Genomic DNA, 16,947 nt, shown 5'->3' on the forward strand with positions numbered 1-16,947 from the left:
ATAAGGGTGATAAGGGAAATGAAAAAGCGAATTGGAATGATAATGGCGGCATGCCTGCTTTCATTTACGATGACAGGATGTGCCACACAGATTGATAAAGGGAAATCCCTTCTTGAAGAGGGAAAGTATGAGCAGGCCGCCGAGACTTTTGAAAAAGCTTCAAAGGATTCTGATATGGAAAAGGAAGCATACCGGGGACTTGGCATCAGCTATTATGAACTGGAGCAGTATGATAAGGCGGCGTCCGCTTTTGAATCAGCGCTTGAAAAAGGCGCCGGGGCAACGCCGGAGCTTTACAATCTGCTTGGAATTTCGTATATGCAGACCGGGGAGTATGAAAAAGCGGCAGACTCTTTTGAGACCGGAAGCCGGATGGAAGGCGCCGGGGATGATTTGAAAAAGGAAATGGCCTACAATCAGATCTTCTCTCTGGAAAAGGCAGGAAAGTATACAGAAGCCAGAGCAAAGGCGGATGCATATCTTCAGACCTGGCCGGATGATGAAGATGTGAAAAAAGAGGCAGAGTTTTTAGAAACACAGGCGGGAAATGAATGATTGAGACAGGAAGGAAAAAGGAAAAGGTAATTCTTGTGGCGGCGGCTCTGGATGATCTGGAAAAGGCAGAGCAGTCGCTGGATGAGCTTGGCGAACTGGTAAAGACAGCGGGAGCGGAAGTGGCAGGACAGATGATCCAGCTAAGAGACGCGGTTCACCCGGGGACTTATATCGGAAGCGGGAAGCTCGACGAGTTAAAGTGGCTTGTATGGGAAAAGGAAGCGGACGGCATTGTCTGTGATGATGAGCTAAGCCCCTCACAGATCAACAATCTGGAGGAAGTGCTGGACTGTAAGATTATGGACCGGACGCTTGTGATTCTCGATATTTTTGCGTCCAGAGCATCGACTAAAGAGGGAAAGATTCAGGTAGAACTGGCCCAGTTAAAATACCGGCAGTCGAGACTGACCGGACTTGGAAAGAGTCTTTCCAGGCTCGGTGGAGGAATCGGGACAAGAGGACCGGGAGAGAAGAAGCTGGAGATGGACCGGAGACTGATCAAAAGCCGGATCGCCCAGCTGAACCGGGAACTTGCGGATGTCCGCAGACACCGGGAAGTGACAAGGGAGCAGCGAAGCAGAAACCATATGCCGGTCTGTGCGCTTGTGGGATATACCAATGCCGGAAAGTCTACGCTGTTAAATACACTGACAGGTGCATCGGTGCTGGAAGAGGACAAGCTGTTTGCAACACTGGATCCGACAACCAGAGTGCTGAATCTTCCGGGAGGCCAGAAGATTCTTCTTACCGATACGGTCGGATTTATCAGCAAGCTTCCGCATAACCTGATCGAGGCATTCCGCAGTACGCTGGAAGAGGCAAAGTATGCGGATGTGATTCTGCATGTGGCGGACATGTCCAATCCACAGATGGATGAGCAGATGTATGTAACCTATGAGACACTGGAAGAACTCGGAGTGTTGAACAAGACCGTGATTACGGTGTTTAATAAATGTGACAAAGCAGGAGAAGACCTTTTGATCCGGGATTTCAAGTCGGATGCAAGAGTCGTGGTCTCTGCAAAGACAGGGCAGGGACTGGATACGCTGAAAGAGATTCTGGAAGACTGGATCAGAGAACAGAGAATGGAGATTAAGCGTCTTTATCCGTATGCGGAGGCAGGAAAGATTCAGATGATCCGTGCCTACGGAGAAGTGACGAAAGAAGAGTATCAGGCGGATGGAATCTATATTGAAGGATTCGTTCCGAGAGAACTGTACGGAAAAGTGAATTAGGAGAATGTCATGGCATTACAGTTTATTTTTGGGAGTTCCGGTTCAGGGAAGTCCCATTCTCTATATCAGAAGACAGTAGAAGAAGCGGCTGCAAATCCGGAGAAGACTTATATTGTTCTCGTGCCGGAGCAGTTTTCCATGCAGACTCAGAAAGATCTTGTGGAGGCAAGCCCGAACCATGCGATCATGAATATTGATGTGTTAAGTTTTGGAAGGCTTGCTTATCGTGTCATGGAAGAGACCGGGGGGAACGACCGGATTGTTCTGGATGACGAGGGGAAAAATCTGATTCTCCGGAAGATTGCGGGGGATTATGAGGACGATTTGACTGTCCTTCGTGGAAATCTGAAGCGGCAGGGGTATATCAGCGAAGTGAAATCGGTCATTTCCGAGTTTACCCAGTACGATATTGGAGAAGAAGAGCTTGACCGGATGATGGAGCAGGCGGGGGAAGGAACCTCGCTTTATTATAAGCTTTCTGATTTGAAGAAGGTGTATGAAGGCTTCTATGCCTATCTGGAGGAAAAATATATCACAAGAGAGGAGATTCTGGATCTGCTCTGCGAGAGGGTGCCGCAGTCTGCCATTCTGCGGGACAGCATCATTGCGCTGGACGGCTTTACCGGATTTACCCCGGTTCAGAACCGGCTGCTGGAGCAGCTTCTCAAGGTGTGTCAGGATGTCCGGGTGACAGTGACGATTCCGAAGAATGAGAATCCTTATCTTTATCAGGGACCGTACCAGCTGTTTTCTCTCAGTAAAGAGATGACGACAAAGCTCCTTGCCATCTGCCGGGAGAAGAAGATTACGGTGAACGATCCCGTATGGATGGAGGGAGAGATTCCGTACCGGTTCCGCGAAAATACTCCGATGGCCTTTCTGGAACGTCATCTTTTCCGCTACGGCAAGGCCCGTTACGAAGAAGAACAGGACCGGATCCGGATCTGCCATGCGGCAACGCCGGGGCAGGAAGTGGAAGCGGCAGCAAGAAAGATCCGTTTTCTTGTCAGGACAAAGGGATGGAGATACCGGGATTTTGCGGTGATCGTGCCGGATCTGTCCGCTTATTCGGATGATATCCGGACAATTTTTTCCGAATACGGGATTCCGGTATTTGCAGACCAGAAACGAAGTGTGCTGTTAAATCCATTTGTAGAATACGTCCGCAGTGTGACGGCCATGATCCAGAAGGGATTTACCTACGAAAGCGTATTCCGGTTTCTGAGGACGGGCCTTAGCGGATTTACGATGGAGGAAGTCGATACACTGGAAAACTATGTGCTTGCCCTTGGAATCCGGGGATACAAAAAGTGGCAGGGCGCATGGATCCGGAAAAGCAAAGGGATGAGCGAAGAAGAGCTTGCAAAAGTCAATCATCTCCGTGTCCGGTTTATCGAAAAGGTGGACAGTCTTGTCTTTGTGCTGCGGCAGCAGAAAAAGACGGTAAGGGACATTACGGAAGCACTCTATGATTTTCTCGTGCAGGAAGGAATGTACGGGAAGGTTCGGGAGCAGGAACAGGTTTTTGAGAAGAGCGGCGAGGCCGCCCTTTCAAAGGAGTATTCTCAGGTTTACCGGATTGTCATCGATCTGTTTGATAAATTTGTAGCGCTTCTCGGGGAGGAGAAGGTTTCTCTGGAGGAATACGGGGAGCTTCTGGACGCCGGACTCGAGGAAGCGAAAGTCGGTGTCATTCCGCCGGGAATTGATGAAGTTATGGCCGGGGACATGGAGCGGACGAGGCTTACTGATATCAAAGCCCTGTTTTTCCTTGGCGCAAACGACAGCTTCCTTCCAGGGCAGCTTGGCTCGGGCGGGCTGCTCTCCGAGTATGACCGGGAGAAAATCCGGTCCGGAGGGACGGAACTTTCCGCCGGAGGGAAAGAACAGGCCTATATTCAGAAATTTTATCTGTACACGATGCTGACTAAACCACAGGAACTGCTGTACCTGTCTTATGCTTCGGTGGCGGCGGACGGGACTTCTCTCAGACCGTCTTATCTGATCCGGGATATTCAGAAGCTGTTTCCACGTCTGACTGTGACGCGGGAGGAGGAACGGACCCTGAAAGAGACGGAACTGACCGGGAAAAACGGTCTGGAACTTCTGATCCGGGGACTTCAGAATGAGGAGACGGAAGATCCGCAGTGGCAGGAGCTTTATGCCTGGTATAAAAAGGATTCGAAACGCAGTCAAACTCTGGAACAGGTGATGGAGGCACATTTTTACCGGATACCGGATGACCGTCTCTCAAAGAAGGCGGCAGAGATTCTTTACCGGGAAGGAATCGACAAAGGTGTGACCCGTCTGGAGAAATATGCATCCTGTGCTTTTGCGCATTTTATGGCCTACGGCTTGCGGTTAAGCGAGCGGCAGGAGTATGAATTCAAGCCTCTGGACTGGGGAAATCTCTTCCACAAGGCGATGGAGCATTTTGCGGGGAAGGCAGAAAGACTGGAGATCCCGGTTACGGATATCACCGACGAGATGCGCCGGGAAATGGTGGACGCCTGCGTGGAGGAAAGTATCATTGATTATGAAAATACCGTGCTTTACAGTACGAAGCGCCGGGAATATCTGATTACGAGAATGAAGAGGCTTGTGGACCGGACGGTATGGGCCCTGCTTCGTCAGCAGAAAATGGGAGATTTCCGGCAGACCGGGACAGAAGTCCGGTTTGAAGGAGGCGTCATCGACCGGATTGATACGTGCGAAGATGAGAATCAGGTTTATGTCAAAGTGACGGACTATAAGACCGGATCCAAGTCCTTTGATATCACGTCATTTTATTACGGTCTTCAGCTTCAGCTCGCCGTTTACATGAATGCAGCCCTGGAGCTGGAGCGGAAAAAGCATCCGAATAAGGAAGTAATTCCGGCGGGAATCTTTTATTATCAGATGAAGGATCCGATGGTTCCGAAATCCGACGAAGATCAGGCCGAGGAGGAGCTGTTAAAAGAGCTCCGTCCCGATGGTCTTGTGAATTCCGATCCGGATGTTCTCGGACATCTGGATCATACGGGAGCGAAAAGTTCTCTTGCGGCGCCGTTTGGAAGGAACAAAGACGGAAGCGTTTCTAAAACCTCCCGGGCCGCGTCAAAGGCGGAATTCGGACTTCTGTCTTCTTATACAAAGAGGAAGACGAAGCAGCTTAAAGAAGAGATCCTGGAAGGAAATGTAAAAAAAGAGCCTTATGAACTGGGGATGAACACCGGGTGCGATTACTGCCCGTACCACAGTATCTGCGGTTTTGACGAAAGAATCGAGGGGTGCGGTTACCGAAGCCTTGTATCGAAAAAACGGGAGGAGATTTTCCGGCTGATTGCGCAGGAACTCTCGGAACAGGAAGGGGAGTGAGAATCGTGGGATGGACAAAAGAACAGGAGCAGGTCATAGCGGCCAGAGGATGTAATCTTCTCGTTTCGGCGGCGGCAGGCTCCGGAAAGACGGCCGTCCTTGTGGAGCGGATCATTACCAGGCTGACGGAAGGGGAAAATCCTCTCGATGTGGATCAGCTTCTCGTTGTGACCTTTACAGAGGCAGCGGCAGCCGAGATGAAAGAGAGAATCCGCGGTGCCATTGAAAAGAAGCTGGAGACAGATCCGGACAATGCGCATCTGCAGCGGCAGGCAACGCTCATCCACCATGCAAAGATCACGACGATCCACAGCTTCTGTCTGTCTGTGATCCGGGATTATTTCCACACGATTGATCTGGAGCCGGGGTTTCGGACGCTGGAAGAAGGAGAACGAAAACTTCTGATGCAGGAAGTGATGGAAAACCTTCTGGAAGAGGAGTATGCAAAAGGGGAAAGCTCATTTACTGACTTAGTGGAGATGGCATCAACGGGAAGAGACGACAAAAAAGTCGAGGAGTTGATTCTGGAGCTCTATGAGTTTTCACGAAGCAATCCGGATCCGGAAGAATGGCTTCTGGACAGCATCGAAGGATATGAATCCGTCAAAAGCGAACCGTGGGATACACTTCCGTTTGTTGAGGCGGCAGTGGAGCATACGAAGGCAACGCTGGAGGATATGGAAAGTGAACTGCGTTACGCGGCAGAGCTGTGTGAGGAGCCGGACGGACCGGCCGCATATGCCGATACGATTTCCTCGGATATCGGACTGATCCGTTCTCTGCGGTCAGAGGAGACCTTTGGGGAGCTTCAGGAGCAGATTGCGGGGGCGTCGTTCGCAAGGCTTGCGGCGAATAAAGATAAATCAGTTTCCGAGGAGAAGACGGCATTTGTCAAGTCCTTGCGGGATCAGGTTAAAAAGGAACTGTCCGCTCTGAAAGAACAGTTCTTCTATGAGACCGAGGCGGATTTAAAAGAGGATATGGAACAGGCAGCCCCGTTTGCCGGGGAGCTTGTGCGCCTGACAATTGCGTTTGGACGGGCTTTTGAAGAAAAGAAGAGAAATGCCGGTGTGATTGACTTTGGGGATATGGAGCAGTATGCGCTCCGGATCCTGAAAAAAGAAGAAATCGCCGAGGAATACCGGAAGAAATACGAAGAGATCATGATCGATGAGTATCAGGACAGCAACCTGATTCAGGAGACGCTTCTGATGCAGATTTCACGGATCAGTCATGGGCAGTACAATGTCTTTATGGTAGGGGATGTGAAGCAGAGCATCTACCGGTTCCGGCTTTCCAGGCCGGAACTTTTCATGGCAAAGTACGCATCCTATGAGACGGCCGGAGAGGGGGACCAGCGCAGAATTGACCTGCACAAAAATTTCCGCAGCCGGGGGGAAGTGCTGGATGCGGTCAATTTCCTGTTTTATCAGATCATGACAGTATCTCTTGGAAGAGTGGAGTACGACGAGCAGGCGGCCCTGTACGTGGGGGCACAGTTCGAGGAAAAGGAAGGATTTGATACGGAGATCCTGCTGATCGAAGAGGGAGAGTCGCTGGAGGCAAAAGAGCTGGAAGCGCGGGCTGTGGCGGCCCGGATCAAGGAGCTTCTGAAAAATACGGAGGTGCTGGACAAGGAGACCGGTGTCTATCGAAAGGCATCCTACAGAGATATCGTGATTCTTCTCCGAAGCCTCAAAGGGTGGACGGACGTCTTCTCCAAAGTGCTGAATGAGGAAGGAATTCCGACATTCTGCGGGACAAAGGAAGGATACTTCCAGACAAGGGAGATCAGTCTTCTTTTAGACTATCTGAAAATTCTGGATAATGAAAAGCAGGATCTTCCGCTTGCGGCAGTGCTTTCCTCCTGTTTTGGCGGACTGACAAATGAGGAGCTTGCAAGGATCCGGTGCGCGTATCCGGAAGAGCCGTTTTACCAGGCGGCGGCAGATTTTGCGAGGGACACGAAAGATGAGAAACTTGGCGTATTTTACGAACAGGTACACAGGTTTCGGGAACAGGTGCCGTACACAGCGATTCATGAACTGCTGGAGCAGGTTGTATCTCAAACCGGATACCGGGACTATGTCCTTGCCATGCCGGGCGGCATACAAAGAAGAGCGAATCTGGATATGCTGATCGAGAAGGCAAAAGCGTATGAAAGCACGAGTTACAAAGGACTATTTCATTTCCTGCGGTACGTGGAGCAGCTGCAGAAATATCAGGTCGATTACGGGGAAGCCAATACAAGCGATGAGATGGCTGACACGGTGCGCCTCATGAGTATTCATAAAAGTAAAGGTCTGGAGTTCCCGATCGTGATTGTCTCCGGAATGGGAAAGAAGTTTAATACCCAGGATATTCAGAGAAAGGTGGTTATCCATCAGGATCTGGGGATCGGTGTGGATGCAGTCTATTTAAAAGAGCGGATGCAGGCACCGTCCTTTTTGAAAAAGATGATCCAGAATGAAACACGGCTGGAAAATCTGGGAGAGGAGCTCCGTGTCTTATATGTGGCACTTACAAGAGCAAAGGAAAAGCTGATTATCACCGGAACTCTGAAACATGCCGGGGAAAAGCAAAAGCAGTATGAGCGGGTGAAAAGCCAGACAGAGCGGCAGCTTTCCTTCGGGCTTTTGCAAAAGGCAGGAAGCTATCTGGACTTCCTGATTCCGGCGCTGGTCCGGCTGGATGATCCGGAATGGTCAGAGAAGGTGCCGATTCGTGTAGAAATTCTGACGGAAGAAGACGTGCTGATGGAATCCGTGATGGAGGAAGAAAGAAAACAGATCCGCAGGGAGGATATCGAAGCCATTGATCCGGAGCAGCTCTATGATGAGGAAATCCGGAATCATCTGATGGAAAGCTATCTCTTCCGGTATCCGTATGAAGAGGAAAGCCGGTGGAAGAGAAAGTTTTCTGTATCGGAACTGAAACGGGCGGCGTATGAGCCGCAGCCGGAAGAAGAGGATGGTGTCCGACTGTTTGAGAAACCGGAGGAAGAGATCATTCCCAAATTTAGGAAAGGGGAAACGAAGATCCGGGGAGCGGCAAGAGGAACAGCCTACCACCGGATTCTGGAACTTCTGGATTTTGGAAAATCCTATACCATGGAAACACTGGAAGAGGAAATCCGGCAGTTCGTGGAAGCGGAAAAGATCGATGAGGCATCCGCCGGGGCTGTGGAAAGAGAAGACATTCTGAAGTTCTTACAGTCGGACTGTGCGGCCCGGATGCAGAAAGCGGCACAGAACGGAAAGCTGAAAAAAGAGCAGCCGTTTGTGCTTGGCGTGGAAGCAGACCGGATTTATCCGGAAAACGGCGGAGAAAAAAGTGGAGAACTTCTGATTGTGCAGGGGATTATTGACCTGTTTTTCGAGGAAGACGGGGAAATCGTCCTGCTCGATTATAAGACTGACCGTGTCAGAACGGAAGAAGAACTGACAGGGCGTTACCGTATTCAGCTGGAATACTATCAGGAAGCTCTGGAAAAGAGTCTTGGAAAACATGTAAAAGAAAAACTGATCTATTCCTTTGCACTTGGAAAGGAGATCAGAGTATAGGAGGAAGCGATGATCTGGCAGTACCTGCTTTTGGTGATGGCGGCCTGGAACGTAATCGTACTGATAATGTACGGAATTGATAAATGGAAGGCGAAGCATGACAGATGGCGGATTTCCGAGGCAGCGCTCCTTGGAAGTGCCTTCTGCCTTGGAGGGGCGGGAGCTCTTTTTGGCATGACCGTTTTTCACCATAAGACAAAAAAATGGAAATTCCGGATTCTGGTACCGCTCTCTGTTGTTTTACAGGCGGCAGTTGTGTACGGAATCCTTCCGCGATAAAGGAGAGCAAAAGAAATGAAAATTGCACTGGTACAAAAAAAGGCAGTGCCGAATGATGTGAAAGCAAATCTGGATCTGGCTGTCCGTTATATGGAGGAAGCCGGGCGGGCAGGCGCGGATCTGGTGCTTTTCCCGGAAATGTGGTCGATTGGATATGCGCCGCCTTTTCCGGAGGCATTTGATGATCCCTTTCAGAAAGAAAGAGAAAAAGAGCGAAAGGCATGGATTTCTCAGGCGGTTGGAGAGGACAGTGCCTATATCCGGACACTCAGGGAGACGGCAAAGCGGCTCTCCGTCGGCGCAGTGATCACCGGTATGTATGAAGGGGAAAAAGGACCGCAGAATGAAGCATTTCTGATAGGAAGAGAAGGAGAAATCCTTCTTCGATATGCCAAGGTACATACGTGTGACTTTTCCCTGGAGGCGCTGTTACAGAGCGGTACGTCCTTTGAAACCGCAGAATTTGACGGTGTCCGGATCGGAATCATGATCTGCTATGACAGAGAATTTCCGGAAAGTGCAAGGGTTCTCATGCTGAAAGGAGCAGAACTGATTCTTGTGCCGAATGCCTGCGACATGAATCCCGCCCGCCTGCACCAGCTGGAGGCACGTGCCTTTGAAAATATGACCGGAATTGCCATGGCCAATTACCCCGGCAGGGGATGGGGACAGTCCTGTGCGTTTTCTCCGGTTGTGTTCGGTGAAGATGGATATCAGGATCCGACAATTCTGATGGCATCGGAGGAGGAGGGGATTCTGATGGCGGAGTTTCCTATAGAAGAGATCCGGGAGTACCGGAAAAACGAAACGTGGGGGAATGCCTACCGGAAAACCGGAGCCTATGAAAAGCTTCTGGATCCGGCTGTAGAAGAGCCGTTTATACGAACCCCACTGACAAAGGAAAAGGAGGAAGGTTAAGATGCCGGGAGTTTGTTATGTGGCGCTGGGAGGAGCGCTTGGCGCATCGGCAAGGTACGCACTGAGTCTTCTGCCGGTCAGGGGAGATTTTCCGGTCTGGACCTTCCTGACCAATCTGCTGGGCGCGGTGGTAATCGGTTTTCTGGCAGGAATACTGGCGGGGGAGGATCCTGATGTGTCAAAAAGACACGCATGGTTCTGGAAGACCGGATTCTGCGGAGGCTTTACCACATTTTCCACATTTTCGCTGGAAGCCTGGACGCTTCTGGAACAGGGAAAAATGCTGAGCGGAGGACTTTATATTGCCCTGAGTGTAATCTGCTGTCTGGCAGGTGTATGTCTTGGAAGAATGATTGCAGTTCAGGTGCGGGGATAGAAGACAGGAGAATCCTGGAAACGGGGTTCTCTTTTATTTTGCAGAAAAGTCCTTTGTGGCAGTCTTCAGAAAATCTTTCGCATTTCTTTTATATAAATTCATTGACGTACAATATTATATGACGTATAATATAGAAAACGATATGATATAGGAGTCAATAAGTTTCGGGGAGGATACCCCGGCATATAAAAGGAAGTGAGGCTATGGTTTTTAATACCGGAGCAGCCCTTTTGGATGCAATTGTGCTGGCGGTTGTATCGCGGGAAGAAGAGGGGACATACGGTTATAAGATTACGCAGGATGTCAGAAAGGCGATTGACATTTCCGAATCCACACTCTACCCGGTGCTTCGCAGACTGCAGAAAGATGAGTGCCTGGAGGTCTACGACAGACAGTATGACGGAAGGAACAGACGGTATTATAAAGTAACTGACAAGGGAGCGGTCATGCTGGAGCTGTACAGGTCCGAGTGGCTGAAATATTCAAAAAAGATTACTGATATTTTTGAGGGAGGAATGATTTGATGAATCGTCAGGAGTTTTTGGAAAGATTGAGAATACTTCTCGGCGATCTTTCAGAAGAAGAGCGGGAAGAGGCCGTCCAGTATTATGAAGACTATTTTGCGGATGCAGGACCGGAGATGGAGGAACAGATCATAAAAGAACTGGGAAGTCCGGAGAAAGTTGCCCTGATGATCCGGGAAGGATTAAGAGGGGAAGATGCAGGGGATGCGTACGCTGAGAATGGATTTTTTCAGAGCCGGTACGACGACAGAGAGGTGCCGGCGGACTATACGACAAGCAGCGGTTACACGGGAAAAGAGGAGTCGTACCGCGGATACGGAGACGGGCAGCCGGAGAGGAGGCCCTGGACCAGCAGGACATTAAAAATCATTTTGATCATACTTATTATCTGTGTAGGATTTCCTGTCGTGATTCCAATCGTCGGCGGAGCTGTAGCAGGGCTTTTTGGACTGATTGCAGGAGCCTTCGGAATCTTTTTTGCTTTTGTTATTTTTTCATTCTGCATTGCGGTTTGCGGAGTGGCGATGGCAGTGGCAGGAGTGACAGTAATGTTTTCTTCAATTTCAGCAGGATTCCTCGTCTGCGGAATCGGGCTTCTTCTGCTTTCCGCGGGAATTTTGCTTACCGTGTTCAGCGTCAGACTTTGCTGCGTCATGGTTCCGTCTATTTTCCGGGTGTTGACAGGAGTCACAAGGAGACTGTTTTACAGAGGAAAGGAGCGCGCATAGTATGAGAAAGAGGTGGAAAGGTGTTCTGATTACTTGTGGAATACTGGCTGTTCTGGGAGCGGGGATGTGTGTTTCGGCAGCAGCGATCGGAATAGACCGGTCAGAAATACCATCTGATTTTTTCCCGTATGTCAGATGGCTTCATGAAAATGACACAGAGCATCACGAAAAAACAGGAGATACTGTATATTTCAAGAGTTTTTCGGGAATTCAAAGTCTGGATATCCGGGCAGAAGCAATGAAAGTCGAGGTAAAGACCAGTACGGACCAGTCCGGTCAGATAAGGATTGACACAAGAGATGTGGATACGGAGTCCGAGCTGGAAGTGAAAAAAGACGGGACAAAACTTGTGGTTCGCTCAGAAAAGGAAAGAAATAATCATTGGCAGGATGACTCGGATGCTACGGTGATTATTACTGTACCGAAGAAGATTGAATTTGATAAGGTAAAAGGATATGCCGGTGCAGGATCTATATGGTTTGAGGAGATTCGATGCGAGAAGCTGGATCTCGATGTTGGCGCTGGAGCTGTAGAGGCAGATACATTTTCGGCAGGGAAGATAGAGATTGAATGTGATGCAGGAAGTGTAGAACTGAGCAGAGGGAACAGCCCGTCCGATACAGACGTTTCCTGTAATGCAGGAGGCATTACACTCGAACTTTCCGGGGACCGGTCTGAATACGATTATAAGATGAAGGCAAGTGCAGGAGATATCAGTATTGACGGTGAATCCGTTGCTTCGGGACTTCAGGAAAACTATGATCAGGACCATGGAACAGGGAAAAAGATCAAAGCTGACTGTATGGCAGGAAGCATCGAAATTGTATTTAAATAATTCGGGAAGAAACGGAGAACTCAGATAAACGGACAGGAGGAATAGAAGATATGGAACCGGAAAAAAGATTATACCGTTCAAATCATGACAGGCTGCTCTGCGGAGTGTGTGCAGGTGTGGCAGAATATTTCCACATTGATCCGACCATCATACGGCTGGGATACGTTTTGTTTACCTGCGCAAGCTTCGGGACAGGAGTCCTGGGATATTTCATCGCGGCCGTTGTGATGCCGGAGCGTCCGGAAGGCGTATAAAGAAGGAAAAGGATGGAAATACTCTCTCCATGAAAGGAGAGGGTATTTTTATGTCTCAGAAAAAAGAAAAGAAAATCAACTTAAGCGAACTGACAGAAGAGGAAAAGTTAAAATACGAGATTGCGGAAGAACTTGGACTTCTGGACCGGGTGATGAATGACGGATGGAAGTCTCTTTCCTCGAAGGAGACAGGGAGAATCGGAGGAATGGTGAACCGAAGGAGGAGGGAAAAGAAAACCGGGGAGTGAATGGAGATACGCCAGGGGCAAGCTCGGAAATCGGAGGGAGGGGAGGTAGAAGAGGGGGAGTGAAATGACCGATTTCCTCGCTTGATGGCTGTCGCCATACGCTGGAAAATATTGGATGCCGTCTGCTAAACAAGTTTGCCATCAGGCATCCCTGTTTAAAGGGGGATACGCCAGGGGCAAGCTCGGAAATCGGAGGGAGGGGAGGTAGAAGAGGGGGAGTGAAATGACCGATTTCCTCGCTTGATGGCTGTCGCCATACGCTGGAAATAAGAGGATGCTGTCTGTCAAACAAGTTTGCCATCCTTTATCCTCTTCTTCCCAGCCCCTGGCTTGTAGCTTTACAAAAGTGTTAATTTGTGTGAAGAGTTTGTGAGAATTGTTGAAATTCGGCTGGGGGTCTGCTATAATTGCCCGGTTAGGAATGATAGGTGATAGTATGTGTGAAAAGTTTGAGGTTTTAGGCGTACAATTAGACGGATATACAGCAAAAGAGGCAATGCAGGAAGCAATCCGCTATATGGAAACGGAACCGATCAGTACTATAGAGATCCTGGCCGGAACTTCAGTAATCGAACTGACAGAAACAGGTGATCTTCGGGAGAAGATTGCACAGATGGATCTTCTTGTCGTGGGAGACAGGACACTTCTGGAGTTGTCGGGGGTGGAAGACCGGACGCTTCTTCGGGAGGCTGAAACGAATCTGTTTGTCAAGATGTTTCTCAGATATCTGAAAAAGGATCGTCGGAAAGTATTTCTGCTGGCGCCGGGAGACGACAAACAGGAAATTCTGAGGGAGTATCTGGAGCGGTACTATTCCGGAATTGAGATTTCCGGTGCCGAGATCGTTGAGGACAGGCCCGGAGTGAGTGATATGATTGTCAATAAGATCAATGGAGCTGAGATTGACTGTATTATTTCCGTGCTTCCATCTCCGCTTCAGGAAGATTTTATTGGCGAGAACAAGTCTGTGCTGGATGCCAGAATCTGGGTGGGCCTTGGTGAAGTAATTAAGAATATACAACAGAAAAATAATAAAAAAAGCCGACTGCAGGATTTTTTTGTAAAATTCAAACTGAAATCGGAAATAAAAAGGAAAGAAAAGGAACAGCAGGGGCAGTCGGGAAGCAAACAGTAATTTCGTCACAATGCACAGAGTCATGCAGTGGAAAGACCGGATGCGGGGAGAGGAAATGCATAAAAAAATGCTATTTCCTCTTTCTTTTTTTGTGAATTTATATTAGTATATAACATAGGTGAGTTTTAGAAAACGAAAGAAAAGAACAATGCGATTGTGAAAATTGCATACAAAAAATGGAGAAAAGAGGAGTCGGAATGATATCAAACCAGATACTACAGAACACCATTGAAGGATTAAAGGGAATAACGAGAATTGATTTATGTGTCATGGATATCGATGGGAAGGTGCTGGCATCGACATTCCCTGAAAACGGCGATTATGAGAATGCGGTACTTTCTTTTGTAGCATCTCCGGCCGACAGCCAGGTGATCCAGGGATATCAGTTCTTCAAGATTTTTGACGAACATCAGCTGGAGTACATCCTTCTTGCAAACGGAGGAAATGACGACGTATATATGATCGGAAAGATTGCGGCATTCCAGATTCAGAATCTGCTTGTCGCATATAAAGAGCGGTTTGATAAAGATAATTTTATCAAAAATCTTCTGCTGGATAATCTTCTTCTGGTGGATATTTATAACCGTGCCAAAAAATTGCATATTGACACTGACGTCAGACGTGTTATCTTTATTATTGAAACTTCTCACGATAAAGATACGAATGCACTTGACAATGTTCGTACTCTTTTTGGTGGAAAGACAAGAGATTTCATCACGGCCGTAGACGAAAAGAATATTATTGTCGTAAAGGAGCTTTCCGCGGGAGAAGGCTATGCCGAGATGGAAAAGGTTGCCGAAGAGATGCTTTCTATGTTAAAATCAGAAGGCGAAGAGGGGGCTCATATCGCATACGGTACGATCGTAAGTGATATCAAGGAAGTGTCAAAATCATATAAAGAGGCAAAGCTTGCTCTGGATGTCGGGAAGATCTTCTTTGAGGAGAAGGATATCATTGCATACAGCGCGCTTGGCATCGGCCGGCTGATCTACCAGCTTCCGATTCCGCTGTGCAAGATGTTTATCAGGGAGATTTTTGAGGGAAAATCCCCGGATGACTTTGATGAGGAGACGCTGACAACAATCAACAAGTTTTTTGAAAACAGCCTGAATGTATCTGAGACATCGAGACAGCTGTATATCCATAGAAATACACTGGTATACCGTCTTGACAAGCTTCAGAAGAGCACCGGGCTGGATCTTCGTGTGTTCGAGGATGCCATTACTTTCAAGATTGCGCTGATGGTAGTCAAATACATGAAGTATATGGAGACACAGGAATACTAAAAGGCAGCCAGATTACAAGGAGTATCAGTAATTAGCAGGAGGAGACTTATGATTGAATTTAAGGAAGTAACGAAGGAGTATTCCAAAGGGATTGCTGCGCTCAATGGTGTAAACCTGAAGATTGAAAAAGGAGAGTTTGCATTTATTGTCGGTGACAGTGGTTCCGGGAAATCTACACTGATTCGTTTACTGTTAAAGGAACTGGATCCGACCAGCGGCAGTATTATTGTCAACGGCCAGAACCTGAACCGTCTGAAACACAGAAAGATACCTCAGTACCGGAGACATCTGGGGGTTGTATTCCAGGATTTCCGTCTTCTGAAAGACCGGAATATCTATGAGAATATTGCATTTGCTCTCCGCGTGACAGAGACATCACCGCGTATTATCAAGCAGAAAGTGCCGGCAGCATTGTCGCTTGTGGGACTGGCACAGAAATATAAAGCGTTTCCGAAAGAACTCTCCGGAGGGGAACAGCAGAGGGTGGCCATTGCAAGAGCAATTGTTAATGAGCCTGCGATCCTGCTGGCGGATGAGCCTACGGGAAATCTCGACCCGACCAATTCATGGGAGATCATGAAGCTTCTTGAGGAGGCCAATGACCGTGGAACGACGGTCCTTGTCGTGACACATAACCAGGAAATCGTAAACGAGATGAAAAAACGCGTTATCACAATGAAGAAGGGCGTTATTGTAAGCGACGAACAAAAAGGTGGGTATAATAATGAAAATTAGTACAATAGGATATTCGACAAAGCAGGGGGTTAAGAACATTTTCCGTAACAAGCTGTTCTCACTTGCTTCTGTTGCAACGATGGCAGCATGTATTTTCGTGTTTGGCCTTTTCTTTGCGATCGTCATGAACTTCAATTACATGGTTCAGAAGGCAGAAGAAGGGGTTGCGATTACAGTTTTCTTTAATGAAGGCACCTCCGAAGAGCAGATTCAGGCCATCGGAGATGATCTGAAACAGCAGGACGGTGTCCTGAGAGTAGAGTACGTCTCAGGAGAACAGGCATGGGAAGAGTTCCAGGAAGATTATTTTGCAGGCAATGAAGATGCGGCAGAGGGATTTGCTGATGACAACCCGCTGATCAATTCCAATCACTATGAGGTGTATATGAGCGATGTCTCAAAACAGCAGGATATCGTAGAGCATGCACAGAGTCTGGAGGGAGTCGGCAATGTCAACAAATCTGACGTTGTTGCCAAGACACTGACAAGACTGAACTCCCTGATCTGGTATGTATCCATTGCGATTATCGCGATCCTGCTTGCTGTATCCGTATTCCTGATCAGCAACACAGTTACAATGGGTGTGACGGTACGGCGTGAAGAGATTGCCATTATGAAATATATCGGTGCGAAGGACGGGTTTGTCCGGGCGCCGTTTGTAATCGAAGGTCTTATCATCGGAATCGTGGGAGCGATTATTCCTCTGATTCTTCTCTACTTCATGTATAATAAGGCAGTAGAGTATATTATGACGAGATTCAGTCTTCTGAACAATATTATTGATTTTATTCCTGTCATGGATGTTTACCGTACGTTGCTTCCGGTAGGGCTTGCTCTGGGTGCCGGTATCGGATTCCTTGGAAGTTTTATCACCATTCGGAAGCACTTGCGCGCGTAGTCATAAGGAGGACAAAAGATC

The 16,947-nt window shown here is 48.4% G+C and carries 16 protein-coding genes; all 16 read left to right on the forward strand.

What is annotated here, in order from left to right; genetic code table 11:
* Nucleotides 1-18: 18 nt before the first annotated feature.
* The 16 genes from FGQ85_RS04875 to ftsX all read left to right on the forward strand — a co-directional run bounded on the left by FGQ85_RS04875 (nt 19) and on the right by ftsX (nt 16,926).
* Nucleotides 19-555, forward strand: coding sequence for a tetratricopeptide repeat protein (locus FGQ85_RS04875; protein WP_138372820.1), 537 nt, complete (start codon nt 19-21; stop codon nt 553-555).
* Nucleotides 552-1,790, forward strand: coding sequence for a GTPase HflX (gene hflX / locus FGQ85_RS04880; protein WP_138372821.1), 1,239 nt, complete (start codon nt 552-554; stop codon nt 1,788-1,790). Before FGQ85_RS04875 ends, hflX begins: the two co-directional genes overlap by 4 nt.
* 9 nt (nt 1,791-1,799) lie before the next feature.
* The gene (addB, locus tag FGQ85_RS04885; RefSeq protein ID WP_138372822.1) at nt 1,800-5,147 is read left to right on the forward strand and encodes a helicase-exonuclease AddAB subunit AddB; all 3,348 of its coding nucleotides are present in this window, start codon (nt 1,800-1,802) and stop codon (nt 5,145-5,147) included.
* 5 nt (nt 5,148-5,152) lie between these two features.
* Nucleotides 5,153-8,710: a helicase-exonuclease AddAB subunit AddA gene (gene addA / locus FGQ85_RS04890; protein ID WP_243128484.1), complete on the forward strand. Its 3,558-nt coding sequence runs from the start codon at nt 5,153-5,155 to the stop codon at nt 8,708-8,710.
* A gap of 9 nt (nt 8,711-8,719) precedes the next feature.
* On the forward strand, nt 8,720-8,989 hold the full coding sequence (locus FGQ85_RS04895) for a DUF1294 domain-containing protein (RefSeq protein WP_138372823.1): 270 nt from the start codon (nt 8,720-8,722) through the stop codon (nt 8,987-8,989).
* Between the two features lie 15 nt (nt 8,990-9,004).
* Complete coding sequence (locus tag FGQ85_RS04900) at nt 9,005-9,907, forward strand: carbon-nitrogen hydrolase family protein (RefSeq protein WP_118637533.1); 903 nt, start codon at nt 9,005-9,007, stop codon at nt 9,905-9,907.
* Between the two features lies 1 nt (nt 9,908).
* Entirely contained in the window at nt 9,909-10,283 is a 375-nt protein-coding gene (crcB, locus tag FGQ85_RS04905; protein ID WP_087169405.1) for a fluoride efflux transporter CrcB, read from the forward strand.
* 203 nt (nt 10,284-10,486) lie between these two features.
* Nucleotides 10,487-10,807 (forward strand): PadR family transcriptional regulator, encoded by a 321-nt coding sequence (locus tag FGQ85_RS04910; RefSeq protein WP_087169404.1) that lies wholly within the window; start codon nt 10,487-10,489, stop codon nt 10,805-10,807.
* A complete protein-coding gene (locus tag FGQ85_RS04915) occupies nt 10,807-11,535 on the forward strand; it encodes a DUF1700 domain-containing protein (protein ID WP_087252492.1) in 729 nt (242 codons plus the stop codon). Before FGQ85_RS04910 ends, FGQ85_RS04915 begins: the two co-directional genes overlap by 1 nt.
* Nucleotide 11,536: 1 nt before the next feature.
* Entirely contained in the window at nt 11,537-12,370 is an 834-nt protein-coding gene (locus FGQ85_RS04920; RefSeq protein WP_087169402.1) for a DUF4097 family beta strand repeat-containing protein, read from the forward strand.
* 50 nt (nt 12,371-12,420) lie between these two features.
* A complete protein-coding gene (locus tag FGQ85_RS04925; RefSeq protein ID WP_087169401.1) occupies nt 12,421-12,624 on the forward strand; it encodes a PspC domain-containing protein in 204 nt (67 codons plus the stop codon).
* A gap of 50 nt (nt 12,625-12,674) precedes the next feature.
* Nucleotides 12,675-12,872 carry a small, acid-soluble spore protein, alpha/beta type gene (locus FGQ85_RS04930; protein WP_087169400.1) on the forward strand — a complete coding sequence of 66 codons (198 nt, stop codon included), beginning with the start codon at nt 12,675-12,677 and terminating at the stop codon, nt 12,870-12,872.
* Nucleotides 12,873-13,308: 436 nt separating this feature from the next.
* Complete coding sequence (locus FGQ85_RS04935) at nt 13,309-14,007, forward strand: WecB/TagA/CpsF family glycosyltransferase (RefSeq protein ID WP_171027885.1); 699 nt, start codon at nt 13,309-13,311, stop codon at nt 14,005-14,007.
* A gap of 197 nt (nt 14,008-14,204) precedes the next feature.
* Nucleotides 14,205-15,293 carry a helix-turn-helix domain-containing protein gene (locus tag FGQ85_RS04940; RefSeq protein WP_087169398.1) on the forward strand — a complete coding sequence of 363 codons (1,089 nt, stop codon included), beginning with the start codon at nt 14,205-14,207 and terminating at the stop codon, nt 15,291-15,293.
* A gap of 48 nt (nt 15,294-15,341) precedes the next feature.
* The gene (gene ftsE, locus FGQ85_RS04945; protein ID WP_087169397.1) at nt 15,342-16,028 is read left to right on the forward strand and encodes a cell division ATP-binding protein FtsE; all 687 of its coding nucleotides are present in this window, start codon (nt 15,342-15,344) and stop codon (nt 16,026-16,028) included.
* Complete coding sequence (gene ftsX / locus FGQ85_RS04950) at nt 16,018-16,926, forward strand: permease-like cell division protein FtsX (protein ID WP_087169396.1); 909 nt, start codon at nt 16,018-16,020, stop codon at nt 16,924-16,926. The genes ftsE and ftsX overlap by 11 nt, the downstream gene beginning before the upstream one ends.
* The last annotated feature ends 21 nt before the right edge of the window (nt 16,927-16,947 follow it).

The organism is Pseudoflavonifractor sp. BSD2780061688st1 E11, from assembly GCF_005844125.1.
GTDB classification, from domain to species: Bacteria; Bacillota; Clostridia; order Lachnospirales; family Lachnospiraceae; genus Sellimonas; species Sellimonas catena.

Excerpts from the sequence above, each read along its gene's own strand:
- FGQ85_RS04910 (WP_087169404.1), top strand. The coding sequence starts at position 10,487 with ATGGTTTTTAATACCGGAGCAGCCCTTTTGGATGCAATTGTGCTGGCG.
- FGQ85_RS04900 (WP_118637533.1), top strand. The coding sequence starts at position 9,005 with ATGAAAATTGCACTGGTACAAAAAAAGGCAGTGCCGAATGATGTGAAA.
- FGQ85_RS04940 (WP_087169398.1), top strand. The coding sequence starts at position 14,205 with ATGATATCAAACCAGATACTACAGAACACCATTGAAGGATTAAAGGGA.
- FGQ85_RS04895 (WP_138372823.1), top strand. The coding sequence starts at position 8,720 with ATGATCTGGCAGTACCTGCTTTTGGTGATGGCGGCCTGGAACGTAATC.
- FGQ85_RS04915 (WP_087252492.1), top strand. The coding sequence starts at position 10,807 with ATGAATCGTCAGGAGTTTTTGGAAAGATTGAGAATACTTCTCGGCGAT.
- ftsE (WP_087169397.1), top strand. The coding sequence starts at position 15,342 with ATGATTGAATTTAAGGAAGTAACGAAGGAGTATTCCAAAGGGATTGCT.
- FGQ85_RS04925 (WP_087169401.1), top strand. The coding sequence starts at position 12,421 with ATGGAACCGGAAAAAAGATTATACCGTTCAAATCATGACAGGCTGCTC.
- crcB (WP_087169405.1), top strand. The coding sequence starts at position 9,909 with ATGCCGGGAGTTTGTTATGTGGCGCTGGGAGGAGCGCTTGGCGCATCG.
- ftsX (WP_087169396.1), top strand. The coding sequence starts at position 16,018 with ATGAAAATTAGTACAATAGGATATTCGACAAAGCAGGGGGTTAAGAAC.
- hflX (WP_138372821.1), top strand. The coding sequence starts at position 552 with ATGATTGAGACAGGAAGGAAAAAGGAAAAGGTAATTCTTGTGGCGGCG.
- FGQ85_RS04875 (WP_138372820.1), top strand. The coding sequence starts at position 19 with ATGAAAAAGCGAATTGGAATGATAATGGCGGCATGCCTGCTTTCATTT.
- FGQ85_RS04935 (WP_171027885.1), top strand. The coding sequence starts at position 13,309 with ATGTGTGAAAAGTTTGAGGTTTTAGGCGTACAATTAGACGGATATACA.
- FGQ85_RS04920 (WP_087169402.1), top strand. The coding sequence starts at position 11,537 with ATGAGAAAGAGGTGGAAAGGTGTTCTGATTACTTGTGGAATACTGGCT.
- FGQ85_RS04930 (WP_087169400.1), top strand. The coding sequence starts at position 12,675 with ATGTCTCAGAAAAAAGAAAAGAAAATCAACTTAAGCGAACTGACAGAA.
- addB (WP_138372822.1), top strand. The coding sequence starts at position 1,800 with ATGGCATTACAGTTTATTTTTGGGAGTTCCGGTTCAGGGAAGTCCCAT.